Source organism: Streptomyces monomycini (assembly GCF_022271435.1).
GTDB classification, from domain to species: domain Bacteria; phylum Actinomycetota; class Actinomycetes; order Streptomycetales; family Streptomycetaceae; genus Streptomyces; species Streptomyces monomycini.
Genome location: NZ_JAFIQY010000014.1, coordinates 160010 through 174616, shown reverse-complemented (window position 1 = coordinate 174616; position 14607 = coordinate 160010). Strand labels below are relative to the sequence as shown.

12 protein-coding genes are annotated in these 14607 nt (G+C 70.5%); 5 read left to right on the top strand and 7 right to left on the bottom strand.

Annotated features, from left to right (window positions below; all coding sequences use genetic code 11):
- The first annotated feature begins 239 nt into the window (after window positions 1–239).
- Together JXZ78_RS18555 and JXZ78_RS18550 are read left to right on the top strand one after the other, a co-directional pair.
- Complete coding sequence (locus JXZ78_RS18555; RefSeq protein WP_238783206.1) at window positions 240–851, top strand: hypothetical protein; 612 nt, start codon at window positions 240–242, stop codon at window positions 849–851.
- A gap of 133 nt (window positions 852–984) precedes the next feature.
- Window positions 985–1344: a hypothetical protein gene (locus JXZ78_RS18550; protein ID WP_030022004.1), complete on the top strand. Its 360-nt coding sequence runs from the start codon at window positions 985–987 to the stop codon at window positions 1342–1344.
- A gap of 132 nt (window positions 1345–1476) precedes the next feature.
- Here JXZ78_RS18550 and JXZ78_RS18545 read toward each other — a convergent pair whose 3' ends face one another.
- Window positions 1477–3789 (bottom strand): terpene synthase family protein, encoded by a 2313-nt coding sequence (locus JXZ78_RS18545; RefSeq protein ID WP_078624463.1) that lies wholly within the window; start codon window positions 3787–3789, stop codon window positions 1477–1479.
- A 212-nt stretch (window positions 3790–4001) separates the two neighbouring features.
- Between JXZ78_RS18545 and JXZ78_RS18540 the strand changes: the two genes are divergently transcribed.
- Window positions 4002–5195, top strand: coding sequence for a Shedu anti-phage system protein SduA domain-containing protein (locus JXZ78_RS18540; RefSeq protein WP_030022006.1), 1194 nt, complete (start codon window positions 4002–4004; stop codon window positions 5193–5195).
- Window positions 5196–5312: 117 nt separating this feature from the next.
- Here the strand turns inward: JXZ78_RS18540 and glnA are convergent, their stop codons facing one another.
- Complete coding sequence (gene glnA / locus JXZ78_RS18535) at window positions 5313–6722, bottom strand: type I glutamate--ammonia ligase (protein WP_030022007.1); 1410 nt, start codon at window positions 6720–6722, stop codon at window positions 5313–5315.
- 409 nt (window positions 6723–7131) lie between these two features.
- On the opposite strand from glnA, the gene JXZ78_RS18530 reads away from it, so the two are divergent.
- A complete protein-coding gene (locus tag JXZ78_RS18530) occupies window positions 7132–7599 on the top strand; it encodes an RDD family protein (protein ID WP_033038675.1) in 468 nt (155 codons plus the stop codon).
- 206 nt (window positions 7600–7805) lie between these two features.
- On the opposite strand, the gene JXZ78_RS18525 is transcribed toward JXZ78_RS18530, so the two are convergent.
- From JXZ78_RS18525 to lipB, 4 genes are all read right to left on the bottom strand, one after another.
- Window positions 7806–8522, bottom strand: a complete 717-nt coding sequence (locus JXZ78_RS18525) for a DUF4191 domain-containing protein (RefSeq protein WP_030022009.1) — start codon at window positions 8520–8522, stop codon at window positions 7806–7808.
- Window positions 8523–8532: 10 nt separating this feature from the next.
- Window positions 8533–8751 carry an SCO2195 family GlnR-regulated protein gene (locus tag JXZ78_RS18520; RefSeq protein WP_030022010.1) on the bottom strand — a complete coding sequence of 73 codons (219 nt, stop codon included), beginning with the start codon at window positions 8749–8751 and terminating at the stop codon, window positions 8533–8535.
- Window positions 8752–8979: 228 nt separating this feature from the next.
- Window positions 8980–9930, bottom strand: a complete 951-nt coding sequence (gene lipA, locus JXZ78_RS18515) for a lipoyl synthase (protein WP_030022011.1) — start codon at window positions 9928–9930, stop codon at window positions 8980–8982.
- A 182-nt stretch (window positions 9931–10112) separates the two neighbouring features.
- Entirely contained in the window at window positions 10113–10928 is an 816-nt protein-coding gene (gene lipB, locus JXZ78_RS18510; RefSeq protein WP_050502733.1) for a lipoyl(octanoyl) transferase LipB, read from the bottom strand.
- A 360-nt stretch (window positions 10929–11288) separates the two neighbouring features.
- Here lipB and JXZ78_RS18505 point away from each other — a divergent pair, with 360 nt between their 5' ends.
- On the top strand, window positions 11289–12854 hold the full coding sequence (locus tag JXZ78_RS18505; protein WP_030022013.1) for an NsdA family TPR-like regulatory protein: 1566 nt from the start codon (window positions 11289–11291) through the stop codon (window positions 12852–12854).
- Window positions 12855–13113: 259 nt separating this feature from the next.
- On the opposite strand, the gene JXZ78_RS18500 is transcribed toward JXZ78_RS18505, so the two are convergent.
- Complete coding sequence (locus JXZ78_RS18500; protein WP_030022014.1) at window positions 13114–14340, bottom strand: FAD-dependent oxidoreductase; 1227 nt, start codon at window positions 14338–14340, stop codon at window positions 13114–13116.
- Between the last annotated feature and the right edge of the window lie 267 nt (window positions 14341–14607).

Sequence of the window (14607 nt, the reverse complement as noted above, 5' to 3'; positions counted from 1 at the left end):
TCACTCGTACGAGTGATAGCCGGGCCGAAGTGCTTACGCTCAACGCTTCCGCTGGTTCAATCGCGGCCAACTGGACACCGTGTGGACATCAGTGCCGGAAATTGGTCACGTTCCCAGGGAAGCTACATGCCGCTGGAGCCGGCGACGGGCCCGGGTCCCGACCACGACCCGGAAGCTGAGCGAGAGGCCACCCCCTCCCCAACAACCTCTCCCATCCCTCCTACCTCCGAGGACCGCCCATGAGGAGCCCGACCCGAGCGGCGCCGGCCAGGGCCAAGGCCTCCCGCCTGGCACTCTTCCTCCCGGCCCTCCTCATTCCGGCCCTCTTCCTCACCGGCTGCGGCATCGCCCCCACCGGCTACGTCCAGGCAGGTGCCCCCGCCCAGGGCATCCGGCAGCCGGGCACCGACACCTACACCGCCCGGATCTTCTTCCTCTCCCCGCTCGGCATCCACGCCGCCGCCCGCCCAGCCGACGGCCCGGTCGGCCCCCAGGAAGCCCTCGACCTGCTGATGAAGGGGCCCACCGCCGCCGAACAGGCGCGCGGACTGGTCAGCGTGGTGCCGCCGATGCCAGGACGGCTGACCGCCGTCCCCACGACCGGCGCGGTCAGCGTCCACCTCCCGACACCGGTGGCCCGGATGGAGGCGGCGGCGGTCCACCAGATCGCGTGCACCGCCGCCCACGCCGCCATCCCCGGCGGCCGCCCGGCCACTCAGGTCGACGTCCGGATGTACGAGCCGGAGAGCCGGGGCAATCCTTGGACGGTGCGCTGCTCCAGCAACGGACTGGCCCTGCCGACCGCCGGCCCCGACACCCGGCAGACCCCCGCCCCGACGGCCACCCCATGAGCCTCCCGAGCCCCCCGCCCCTCACCCCCGAAGTACTCCCTGACCAGGCGGCTTTGTCAGTGGTCGGCACTAAAATTGGAGGCAGTAAGGAAGCAGTCCAGCACTGCTTCTCCACTGTCCCAGGAGGTTGCCGATGGCCGTAGCCACACTGCCCACGAGCACCGCAGTCGCGAAGAAGACCGCACCGGCCGCCAAGGCCGCGAGGGCCACGACAGCCGCGTACGGCAAGACCGCCGCGCGCCGGGTGGTCCGCCGCACGCCGATGGCCAAGAAGCCGCTGCCCGCCGGCCTCCCGCGTGAGTGGTACGAGGCCCACAACCGCCGCCTGAAAGCCATGCGCCTGGCGATAGCCCTGCTCGACGGCGGTGTCTACACCCCGGAGCGGGCCCGCAACCGCACCATCCGCACGACCGCGGCCCGGATCGGAGTGCACCCGCCCTCCAACACGACCTGCCGCCTGGTCCGTTCCCTGATCACCGAGAACGCCCGCTGAACCGGCAGGCGACGCGCCGCCGCCTGCGCGCGAACACGAGCGACGACTCCCACCGACCCTGACCGCGGCCCGGCAACCACCGCACTCCTGACCTGACCGGCCCCTCCCGGCCCACCCGGGAGGGGCCACCCGTCATGCCCGCGGAGCGACCACCCGGGCCGCCGCCGTCCCCAGCCCACTGGGCCGGCCAACGAACGCCGGCGCTCCTACACCCTTCACCCCTACACCCTTCACTCCTACCCCCTTCACTCCTACCGCTCCCACCGCTCCAGTTCCTGCCCCGCGCCCCCGCCCCTTGTGCCGGACCAAATCCTCCTCGCGATACCGCCGACACCCCTGATGCCAGGTGAGAATCCCGGACATCCAGTTCTCCAGCTCCTTCACATAACCGTCCAGCAGCTCCCGCGCCGCACCCGACAGATCGAAGTCGTCGTACAGCACCGGCAGTTCATTCTTCGCCACATGCTGGAACTCCCGCATACGCGACGTCATGAGGTCATGGACGATCGCGAGCGCCGTCGGATAGTCGCAGTCGAAGAAGTTCTGCACCACCAGAACCCCGTTGTGCACCTCACCCTCGTACTCGATCTCCTTCTGGTACGAGAACACGTCGTTCAGCAGCGTCGCGTAGTCGGCGGCCGCGTTCTCCAGCGAACGCATCGGCCCGCTCCGGTACACCTCTTCCGGCACCCGCCGCCCGTGCCCGATACGACTCAGACTCATCGTCATGTCGGAGCCGAACGTCGCCCGCCGCATCTCGATGTAGTCCACCGGGTCGGGGATATGGTGCCGCGCCTGGTTCTCCAGCTCCCAGATCCACGCGGCCGTCATCACCTCGACGGCGTCCCGGAACGTCTTCCGCGCCACGGCATCCATCGACTCCGTCGTGCGACGCCACAGATCCGCCAGCCCACGCTCCATCGCGTTCGCCGGGTCCGGAAACGTTTCCCCCTCCTCCACCGGCATGAAGGCCGAAAGCCGACCGGTGCACGCCTTCGCCCCGGCGAGGTCCCGCGTCGCCCCGAAGACCGCGGGGTAATAGTCGTCCCCGTACGTCCCCCAGGTCAGCCACTGCGATCCGAGATCCAGTTCCCCCGGGGTGGCTTCGGGATGCAGCCCGGCAGCACACAGCGGAAAGTCGTAATCCGCGACCTTCTCGGCGCTCCAGATGTCCGACAGCGGCACCCCTGCCTGCGGCCGCAGCATCCCCATCAGCCCTGCCCACTCCACCGTGTTCACCCGGGCCCCGTCGAGATGCGGACTCAGCATCGTCTTGAACGGCATGACGAATTCCGGCAATTGCGAAGGCCCCACCTTTTGGTACGGCGCATGCGTGAAGTTGCGCAGCCGCTTGGCCCCGGAGACCGCCACGGCCTTCCGTACGTCCGCCCCAGAAGTCCCCAGCCCCCCGAACGCGAACGGTGACCAGTTCCCCGCCGTCCCCGCCGCCTTTCCACCCCCGTTCATGTACCGGCTCGACCTCATGTGCCATTCGTGCCCACCCGACTGCCAGTCCTGCAGCCCCTTGGCATAAGCCAGCACATCAGCGCACTCCCGCGGACTCAACCCCTTCTCCGTGAACAGCACCGGCAGTTCCGTCAGCACCGTGTCCTCGAACTGCTGCACCCGCGAGGTGATCAGATCGTTGACGGAATCCGCCGCCTCCTGCGTCGTACACCCGAGAAAGTTCTCCAGCACCAGCACCCCGTTGCTGAGCTCACCTTCCTCCTCGGTCTCCCGCTGGTACGAGAACAGATCGTTCCGCAGATGAACCCCGTCCGAGAACGAATCCTTCAACACCCGCAACGGCCGCGACCCGGCCACCGCCGCCGGCACCTCGGCCCCCGCCGCGAACTCCACCAGCCCCGCCGACCACGGCGCGCCACCGACCTTCCGGCGCATCTCGATGTATTCGACGGGATTCGGCACCCGCCCGGCATTGATGTTCGACAGCTCCCACAACGACTCGTTGAGCAGATGCTCAGTACTCTCCCGGAACCGTGCCCGCCACGCCTTCGACATCGAAGGCACCGTCCGCGCCCACAGATCCGCCAGCCCCGCCTCCACCGGATTGGTGGGCTCCGGCACCGGCGCGTCCAGCTCCATCGGCATGAACAACGGCAACCGGTCCAGATACGCCTTCCCACCGACCCGGTCCTGCGTCCGTTTGAACGCCTCCAAAAAGTGATCGTCGAAGAAGAACACCCACACATACCAGTCCGTTACCAGCGACAGCACATCCGCCGAGCAGTCCGGATGCGTATACGCACACAGCAACGCGTAATCATGCGCATCCAGATCCCCCTCCTCCCAAATCCCCGACCCCTCCAGCATCCCCATCCCGCGAGCCCACTCCTTGGAATGCCCGCGAGCCTCCTCCAGATGCGCATTCAACCGCGCCGGATACGGCAGATAGAACCCCGGCAATGCAAACGGCTGCCCCACCACTGCAAAATCCTTTCGCCGACCAACTTCCCCATCCACCAGGACACGCGCCCCCCATCACGCAGGCAAGCCCCCCGCCCGCCTCCCCACGCCGCCGCCGTCCAGCGGCCACAGCACTACCCACCCCGCCCACCACTTATCCACCGTCTTGACAGGTCGTAAGTACGTGTGATTCCAGGTGCATTGTCAGTGCCACCCCGCACACTTCGTACATGACCGTCAGATCTGATTTCGCCCTGGAACTACAGCTCGAACGCACTCGCGAAGAGGCTGCCGACATACAGGTCAAGGGCGCTGTGAACGCCGTGGTCGAGCACATGTCGAGCGGCGGCGGCCGCAGCCGCAGGGGCGGCCGAGCGCTCACCGATCTGTTGGCGGCAGCTCGCGTCACGGCGGCGGACAAGGATGAGTGGCACGTCGTGCGTCTGCTGCAGGACTCGTTGGACTACGCGGAGGGAAGAATTCTCAGGCCGGAGTTCGAGGAGAGGTACCGCCTGTTCCAGGACGGTGCGCGGAACGAGGCTGCCCGCCACTACCTCGCACGGACCATCGGGGCGGCGAGCGACTTCGTCCTGCGGGCCGGCCGCGAGTTCCTGGCCTCGCAGCCAGGAGCCGGCGCAGAGAAGCTGCTCAGCCATGTCGAGAAGCTCAGCAAAGAGGCGCAATGGCTCAATGCGCCCGAAGACCGGCCAGGACGCTATCGGATTCTGCGCGGCCGCGCCGAGATAGCCGTCTGGACGGAGCGGATACTCCGCAACCGCGTCGATATGGAGGACCCCGACGGAGCGACCCGGCACATCATCTCCATACTCGCTTCCGACCCCGAAGGAAAGGTCCTCCTCCAAGCGCTTCAGCTGCAACGCCGCTCCGCCGGGCTGATCGCGCTCCGTCGTCTGGCGGAGGACCCCCATGCCTCGGAACGGGATCTCCACGAGGCCCTGCGGGGACAGCACTGGATTTTCGGTGGCCAATTCATCAGCGAAGCCACGCACCGCCGTCTGGTACCGGGCGACGAACTGGACATACCGCTGATTCGCGGCGACGGGTCCCTCCACGTCGTAGAACTCAAACGCGCCGCCGGCCTGCGTGGTCCCTTGGTCAAACGGCACCGCGACGCCTGGGTCCCCACAGCCGAGGTCCACGACGCCGTGGCGCAAGCCGTGAATTACCTCGTAGGACTCGACGAACACCGCGAGCGCATACGCCGCGACCTGCACATCGAAACCCGTCGCGCCAGCGCGCTCGTCCTCATAGGGCACCCGGCAGCCCAGCCCGATGTTCCGGAGGAGGAGATCAACGAAGCCTTCCGGACCCTCAACACCCACCTGAACCGCGTCGAAGTCCTCACCTACAAGGACCTCATCGACAACGCCGAACGCCTCCTGACACCAACCGAAGACGCCTGAGAATCCTCCGGCGTCGCCGGTAGCCGTCACACATGACTGTGCCCCGGCCGGGTGGCCGGGGCACAGTCGGATCACAGTCGATGGCTCGCGGCCTGGACCGCGGGAGCCCGCCGATCTTTAGAGGTCGAAGTACAGCTCGAACTCGTGCGGGTGCGGCCGCAGCTGGATCGGGGCGATTTCGTTGGTGCGCTTGTAGTCGATCCAGGTTTCGATGAGGTCGGAGGTGAAGACCCCGCCCTGCTGGAGGTACTCGTTGTCGGCTTCCAGGGCGTCGAGGACGGCCGGGAGGCTGGTGGGGACCTGGGGGACGCCCGCGTGCTCCTCGGGGGCGAGTTCGTAGAGGTCCTTGTCGATCGGCTCGGCGGGCTCGATCTTGTTCTTGACGCCGTCCAGGCCCGCGAGGAGGAGGGCGGAGAAGGCGAGGTACGGGTTCGAGGACGGGTCCGGGGCGCGGAACTCGACGCGCTTGGCCTTCGGGTTGGAGCCCGTGATCGGGATGCGCATCGCGGCGGAGCGGTTGCGCTGCGAGTAGACCAGGTTGACCGGGGCCTCGAAGCCGGGGACCAGGCGGTGGTAGGAGTTCACCGTCGGGTTGGTGAAGGCGAGGAGCGACGGGGCGTGCTTGAGGATGCCGCCGATGTAGTAGCGGGCGGTGTCCGAGAGGCCCGCGTAGCCCTGCTCGTCGTAGAAGAGGGGCTCGCCGCCGGTCCACAGGGACTGGTGGACGTGCATGCCGGAGCCGTTGTCGCCGAAGATCGGCTTGGGCATGAAGGTGGCGGTCTTGCCGTTGCGCCAGGCGACGTTCTTCACGATGTACTTGAAGAGCATCAGGTCGTCGGCGGCGGCGAGGAGCGTGTTGAACTTGTAGTTGATCTCCGCCTGGCCGGCCGTGCCGACCTCGTGGTGCTGGCGCTCGACCTTCAGGCCGGCCGCGTCGAGCTCCAGGGAGATCTCGGCGCGCAGGTCGGCGAAGTGGTCGACCGGGGGAGCCGGGAAGTAGCCGCCCTTGTAGCGGACCTTGTAACCGCGGTTGTTGACCTCGGAGCCGGTGTTCCAGGCGCCGGCCTCGGAGTCGATGTGGTAGAAGGACTGGTTCGCCGACGTCTCGAAGCGGACGTTGTCGAAGACGTAGAACTCCGCCTCCGGACCGAAGAACGCGGTGTCGGCGATGCCGGTGGAGGCGAGGTACGCCTCGGCCTTCTTCGCCACGTTGCGCGGGTCACGGCTGTACTGCTCGCCGGTGATCGGGTCGTGGATGAAGAAGTTGATGTTGAGGGTCTTGTCGCGGCGGAACGGGTCCACACGGGCGGTGGAGAGGTCGGCGCGCAGAGCCATGTCGGACTCGTGGATGGCCTGGAAGCCGCGGATCGAGGAGCCGTCGAAGGCGAGCTCCTCGGTCGGGTCGAACGCCTCCGCCGGAACCGTGAAGTGCTGCATCACACCGGGCAGGTCGCAGAACCGGACGTCGACGAACTTGACGTCTTCGTCCGCGATGAACTTCTTGGCCTCATCGGCGTTCTGGAACATCCAACTCCTCCTAGCCCGGTCACCGGCGGTCGGCGGACGCGGGATTGCTACTCGGAGCGCGTCATGTGCGGTGGCGCGCTTGCCCGACCATAGGCAGGCGGGATTTCCCAAGCATGACCCATTTGTTTCGCCGAGGTTAACCGCCGCGCGGCCCGTTCGGGGAGGTGATGTGCGGGGGGAGGGGTCGGCGGAATTGATCATTCCGGGGGAGGGGCGCGGGGGCCGCCGAGCGCCGGCCGAGCGCGGCCGCGTGCGGTGGCAAGGGGCGGGGAGGGGGTGAGGCGGGGCGGGGCCGTACCGTCGCGCGGTGTGGCGGAGCCGTCGCATGCCGTCCCCGGCACGCCCTCCGGGCGTTCTCCGCGGCGCCCCGCGAGCGGGTGAACGTATGCGGTCGCAGTACCGTGGACGGGTGGACAACAGGCAAGCAATCGGATCGTGGATCTCCGGGCCTCGCGCGGCAGCCGAGGACATGGGTGTCGAGTTCGGCTACCGCGGACAGCAGCTCGGGCTGCCCGAGGAGGGGCCGGGCTCGATCGCGCGTCCCGGCCGGCGCTTCGCCGCCCTCTTCATCGACTGGGCCCTGTGCTCGCTCGTCGCGTACGGGCTGCTCAGCCACGGCCGGGCCGAGTCGACGAGCAACTGGGCGCTGGCCGTCTTCGTGGTGCTCAGCGTGCTGACGGTCGGCACGGTGGGCTTCACCCCGGGCAAGCGGCTGGTGGGCCTCCGGGTGGTCGCCGAGGGCGGCGGACGGCTGCCCCTGCTGCGCGTGGTGCTGCGGACGGTGCTGCTGGCCGTGGTCATCCCGGCGGTGATCTGGGACCGCGACGGCCGCGGCCTCCACGACCGGCTGGCCCGCGCCGTACAGGTCCGGATCTGAGGCGTACGTACGGACGGCTGCAAAAGCCGTACGGGGGGCAGGGCGGGGCGGGTGCGTACGGACGCACGGTCACCCCAGCCTTCTGGAAACCCCCGAGCCAGCCTTCTGAAAACCCCCGAGGGGCCCGGGACCACAAGGTCCCGGGCCCCTCGGCCGTTCCGGTGACGGGCGCCGGGCGCCGCGTCGTGCTGTGCCGCGGGTGCGGCTCAGCGCATCTTGCCGCCGCCGCCCTTCGGCATCCGCATGCCGCCCTTGGGCATCGGACCCTTCGGCACCGGCATGTTGCTCATGAGGTCGCCGAGTGCGCGCAGCCGGTCGTTGGTGGCCGTGACCTGGGCGCCGGGCAGGGTGCGCGGGAGCTTCAGGAGCGTCGTACGGATCTTCTTGAGCGGGATCTCGCCCTCGCCGTCGCCGACCACGAAGTCGTGGACCGGGGCGTCGGCGACGATCCGTGCCATCCGCTTCTTCTCGGCGGCCAGCAGGCCGCGTACGCGGTTCGGGTTGCCCTCGCCGACGAGGACGATGCCCGCCTTGCCGACGGCGCGGTGCACGACGTCCTGCTGGCGGTTCATCGCCACCGCCGGGGTGACGGTCCAGCCGCGGCCCACGTTGTCCAGTACGGCCGCCGCCGCGCCGGGCTGGCCTTCCATCTGACCGAAGGCGGCTCGTTCGGCACGGCGGCCGAAGATGATCGCCATCGCGAGGAAGGCCAGCACGAATCCCAGGATGCCCAGGTAGACGGGGTGGCCGATCAGGAAGCCGAGGACGAGGAGAACGCCGAAAACGACGATGCCCACGCCGGCGACGACAAGACCGACCTTGGGGTCGACCCGACGGGTCATCTTGTAGGTCTGGGCGATCTGCTTCAGTCGCCCGGGGTTCGCAGCGCCCTCAGCGCTGTCTGCTTTTGCCTTCCTCGCCATGGGGCGCAGTTTACGTGGCGTTCGGGCCCTCGGTCGCCGCGGCCTCCAGTACGTGCTGGGCCTCGTGCCGGTCCCTGGCGCGGCGGCGGTCCTCCAGCACCGATGTCCACGCGTTCCGGCGGGCGGTGCGCTGGCCCGCGCGCATCAGTACGGACTCCACCGCGCGCAGGGCATCGGTGACCGACGGGATGGGGAGAGCGGCGGTGGCGCGAGCGGGCGCGGCCTGCATGACGGGTTCCCCTTCTGGAGGAATGGTGGACGCGTTCTGTGAAGCCATCGTTACAGATCGGTGTTACCAACTGATGACCCGCGGGTCAAACACCGATGAAACGTTGACGCGGCCCGCACCGCCCCTGCCTGGGGAGGTACGGGCCGCGTCATGACACTCTGTGCCACGTTTCACATTCCGGTCCATGGGTCGTACGGCCCTGTGCGGGGCGGAACGGCCCTGTGAGGCTCAGACGGCCTGCGCCGACTCCTGGACCTGACGGCGCTCGATCGCCTGCTGGTACAGCCGGCCGGCGCGGTAGGAGGAGCGGACCAGCGGACCGGACATGACGCCGGCGTAACCGATCTCCTCGGCCTCTTCCTTCAGCTCCACGAACTCGGCGGGCTTGACCCAGCGCTCGATGGGGTGGTGCCGCACCGACGGGCGCAGGTACTGCGTGATCGTGATCAGTTCGCAGCCCGCGTCGTGCAGGTCCTGGAGCGCCTGGCTGATCTCCTCGCGCTCCTCGCCCATGCCCAGGATCAGGTTGGACTTGGTGACCAGGCCGGCCTCGCGGGCCTTGGTGATGACCTCCAGCGACCGCTCGTAACGGAAGCCGGGGCGGATGCGCTTGAAGATCCGCGGCACCGTCTCGACGTTGTGCGCGAGCACCTCGGGGCGCGAGGAGAAGACCTCGGCGAGCTGCTCGGGGACCGCGTTGAAGTCGGGGATGAGCAGTTCGACGCCGGTGTCGGGCATCGCGGCGTGGATCTGGCGCACGGTCTCCGCGTACAGCCAGGCGCCGCCGTCGTCCAGGTCGTCGCGCGCGACGCCGGTGATCGTGGCGTACTTCAGCCCCATGGTCTGGACGGATTCGGCCACCCGGCGCGGCTCGTCGCGGTCCAGCTCCTGCGGCTTGCCGGTGTCGATCTGGCAGAAGTCGCAGCGGCGGGTGCACTGGTCACCACCGATGAGGAAGGTCGCCTCGCGGTCCTCCCAGCATTCGTAGATGTTGGGACAGCCCGCCTCCTGGCAGACCGTGTGCAGGCCCTCCTTCTTGACCAGGCCCTGCAGGTGGTTGTACTCGGGGCCCATCTTCGCCCGGGTCTTGATCCACTCGGGCTTGCGCTCGATGGGGGTCTGGCTGTTCCGGACCTCCAGGCGCAGCATCTTGCGTCCGTCGGGTGCGACAGCGGACACGTCCGGCTCCCTACGACTTCGTTTCTTCGGCGTACACCAGGGTACGCCCGTCAATTCGCACGTCTTTACGTGCAGGCCAACCCCGTATGGCAGGGGGGCATTCCTCGCGGTCTGTTTCGGTGGCCCGGTGACCGGCCCGGCCGGTCCGGGAAGGACCGGGGCGGACCCGCCCGGTGACCGGCTCAGACCGCCCGCGGGAGCAGCACGGCGTTCTCCAGCACGTCGCGCAGGTGCTTCTCGACGACGGGCAGGACGTCGGCGATGGTGATCTCCCGGCCGAGTTCGTTGGCGAGGGAGGTCACCCCGGCGTCCCGGATGCCGCAGGGCACGATCTTGTCGAACGAGGTGTTGTCCGGGTTCACGTTGATCGCGAAGCCGTGCATCGTGACGCCCTTGGCGACGCGGATGCCGATCGCGGCCAGTTTCCGGTCCTCGCGGCGCTGGCCGGCGTTGGACGGGGCGTACTCCGGACCGTTCAGCCGGGGGTCGAACTCCTCGTCGGCCGTACGGGGATCGAAGTCGAGGGAGAGACCGCCCAGCTGGGGGCGGTCGGCGACCGGGTCGCCCAGCACCCAGACGCCGCTGCGGCCCTCGACCCGGGTGGTCTCCACGCCGAACTCGGTGCAGGTGCGGATGATGGCCTCTTCGAGACGCCGTACGTGGGCGACGACGTCGACCGGGCGCGGGAGCTTCTGGATCGGGTAGCCGACCAGCTGGCCGGGACCGTGCCAAGTGATCTTTCCGCCGCGGTCGACGTCGATGACCGGGGTGCCGTCCAGAGGGCGCTCGCTGGCGTCCGTGCGCCGGCCCGCCGTGTAGACGGGCGGGTGCTCCAGCAGCAGGCAGGTGTCCGGGACCTCGTCGGCGAACCGGGCGGCGTGCACCCTGCGCTGCTCCTGCCAGGCCGACTCGTAGTCGACGGCGTCGGCGCCGAAGCCCAGACGCTCAAATCGCAGCCCCTCGGGTACGGGGGTGTCCCCCCGAGAGATCGCAGTCACGGCAGCTCCTCTTCGAACTTTGATACGTCCTTCGCGCCCACGCCAACTGTACGGCGGGGGCGGACAGCGCCTGCACGCGCCCGGAGCGGGGGCCTGATGCGCGGGCGCGCGGGAGCGCTTCGGGAGCCCCCGGGGCACTCCCGGGGCCGCCGTTGCGCAATCGGGGCGGGGCCGCCCGGAGACGCGTGGAGGAGAGTGCGAGCCCTGCTCACACGATCGGATGAACGCGTGGCGAAGGCGGCGAGAAAGCCGCTCAAGGCCGTTACATTCACGCCGTTCCACGAGGGCAGGGAGCAGCGCCGGACAGGGTCAGCCGAACCCGGGCAGCTCGGCCCGGAAGGCAGGAGACCGGTAAAGCTGATGACGGAACGACCCCCACAGCGCACGCCCAACCGACAGCTCGCCGCGCTCATCGCGGAGGCGGGATTCTCCAACGCCGGGCTGGCCCGACGGGTCGACCAGCTCGGCCTGGAGCACGGGCTCGACCTCCGGTACGACAAGACGTCGGTGACGCGCTGGTTGCGCGGGCAGCAGCCCAGAGGCACCACGCCCGCACTGATCGCCGAGGTCTTCACGCGCAGACTGGGACGCCGGCTGTCGGCCCAGGACCTCGGCCTGGACGCCTGCGCGCCGGTGTACGCCGGGCTGGAATTCGCGTCCACGCCGAGCGAGGCGGTGGACATCGTCAGCGGCCTGTGGCGCAAGGACTCCGGCAGCCACGCGGAGCTGCGCAAGATCGCCTTCACCCCGGCCGGGCTGGTGGTGCCCAGCCGGGACTGGCTGATCGGACGCGCCGACGAGCGGGTCGCGCACGGTGACGCGGCCGAGCCCGCCGGCCGGCTGACCACGCCGGGCCGGATGCAGGTGTCGGTGCCCCGGCAGCGGCAGATGGACCGGGCCGGCCAAGAACGCGCGGGCCATCCCGAACGGCCGGAGCGCGCGGGGGCGGCCGAACGCGCCGGGCGCGCGGAGCACGCCGAGCGCCCCGAGCGCACGGCACGACCCGACCGGGCGCACGCCTACCGGGTGTCCGCCGGTGACATCAAGGCGCTCCGCTCGGTCGGCGAACTGTTCCGGGCGCTGGACCACGCGTACGGCGGCGGGCACGCGCGCCAGGCCCTGGTGCGCTACCTGGAGCACGAGGTCGAACCGATGCTCCGCGGTACGTACGGCGAGGCGGCCGGACGGCGGCTGTTCGCGGCCGCCGCCGACCTGACGCGGCTGGCCGGCTGGACGTCGTACGACATCGCCGCGCACGGCCTGGCGCAGCGCTACTTCGTCCAGGCGCTGCGGCTGGCACAGGCGGCCGGGGACCGCGCGTACGGCGCGTACGTCCTGGTGACCATGAGCCGGCAGGCCGTCTACCTGGGGCACGGCCGGGAGGCCGTCCAGCTCGCCCGGGTCGCCCAGCAGGGGGTCGGCAGCAACGCGCCGCCCGTCGTCCAGGCCCTGCTGCACTCGGCGGAGGCGCGCGGACACGGCGTACTGACTGAAGTACGGGCGTGCACGGCCTCGCTCGCGCGGGCGGAAAGGGCGCTGGAGACGGCGCGTCCGGGGGACGACACGCCCTACTGGGCGCGGTTCTTCGACGAGGCCCAGCTCGCCGACGAGCTGGCGCACTGCCACCGCGACCTCCAGCAGTTCCGGGCGGCGGCGCAGCACGCGGAGCGCTCTCTCCAGCTGCGGGGCGCCGGCTTCGCCCGCAGCCGGCTGTTCTGCCGGGTGGTACTGGCGACGGCGCGGCTCGGTCTGGGCGAGCTGGAGCAGGCGTGCGCCCTGGGCGCGGAGGCGGCGCTCCAGGCGTCCGAGATGCGGTCCGTACGGGCGCACGAGTACGTCCGCGAGTTCGAGCGCCGACTGGAGCCGTACCGGGACGCGGCGGCGGTACGGGGGTATCGGGACCGGGTGGCGGCCATGAAGGGGTGAAGGGGTGAGGGGGAGGGCGAGGGGCGAGGGCGGAGGGGGAGTATGACGGGAGCCGTACGGAGGGGTGTCGGGTGCGGCCGGGCGAGGGGGCCGGTGGGGTGAGCCGGTGGGGCGGGTCGCGGGCGCGGCCTGCTCCTTCGGCGTGGTGGGGCGCGGGTCCGCGGCCTGCTCCACCGGCGCGGTGGGCCCGGCCGGGCCCTGTGGGTGTGTGTGGCCCGGCCGGTCGGTGGGTCAGGGGGCAGTGTCAGGGAGCAGGGGGTCAGGCCGCCGCGGACAGTTCGCAGGGCTCGTGGAACGGGGGCAGGCGGAGGTCGTCGAGGGCGGCGCGGGCGGCCCGGCGGCCGGAGCGCAGGGCGCCCTGGACGGTGCCGGTGTCCCGGTGGTCGCCGCACACGTACAGCCCGGCCAGCAGCCGGACGGACCGGTCCGGGTCGTGCGGTACGGGCATGGCCGGGACCGCCTCCGGGTCGTGGTGGGCGGCCAGCAGCTCCCAGGCGTCGGTGGAGGTGCCGTAGATCCGGTCGAGCTGGGGCCGGACCGTCTTGTCCAGCGCCCGGGCGGGCAGCGTCGCCGGGGCGCCCAGCACGGTCGTGGTGACCAGGGCGCGGCCCGCGGGGGCGCGGGACGGGTCGGTTTCGCTGGCGACGTAGGTGTGCGCGACCGGGCCGTCGGCCGGCAGGAAGAGCACCGGTTCGCGGGCCGGGGGACTGTCAGTGGTGTGGTGGACGATGGTCACCGGGTGGAAGTCGGGGATGCGCAGCCCCGGGAGCAGCTCTGCCGCGTCGCGCGCTCCGGTGGCCACGAGCACCGCGCGGCAAGGGAAGCGCCCGTGGCCGGCGGTGGTGACGCTGGTGGTCGAGACGGAGACGGCGCGTACGGAGGTGCGCACGGTTCCGGGGGGAAGGGAGGCGGCGAGGAGTTCGGGCAGCGCCGAGGCGCCGCCGACGGGCAGGCACAGCCGCCCGCGGGCGAAGGCACGCAGGGCGTGGGCGGCGCTGCGGCTGGAGCCGGAGAGTCCGGGATCACAGAGGAGGGCGGACAGGAGGGGGCGCAGGAACCCGTCGGGGATGTACGGCGGGAAGGGCGGACGGGCGGCCAGTGCCTGGGCGACGGGGCGGTCGGCACGCCGCTCGGAGCGCGAAAGGGCGCGCGCTGCCAAAAGTGCGCCCCTTGTGCTCCGGGGGGCACCGACGCGGTGCGTCCGCTGGCCGTTGTGGAGGCAGAGTCCGGGGGAGAAGTGACGCAGGGCCAAGCCGTTGAGGCCGGGGGTGGTGCGGAGTTCGGGGTACGAGGTGACGAGTAGTTGGCCGGTGCGGTCCAGCCGGAAGCCGTCCAGCCGGTCGGTGGTGGTCCGGCCGCCGGTGCGTGGGGCGGCCTCCAGCACGGTGACCGTGGCTCCCGCGCTGGTCAGATGGTGGGCGGCGGCGAGACCGGCGAGGCCGGCCCCGACGATGACGACGTCCACGGTCGATGCGGTGCGCAGCACGTGCCCTCCCGAGGTCGGTCCCGGTGCCGGCGCTGAGGGGCTCCTGCCCCGAACCGGCGCGCGGGATGCCGAGTTCGTGAGGTTGGAACCATAAGAAACGCGGCGGCGGGGGCGCGATCGCGCGTAGACCGCGCACGGGCGCACGATGCGGCACGGAGTGCCGCGAGTCGGCGGGATGGTGCGGGGCGTTGCCGGGTGCGGCGCCGTCGGCGTCGGGGTGTGGGGCGGGGCCCGCCGGTGGTATGGGTGGTGCGGGCCGCGCCCCGG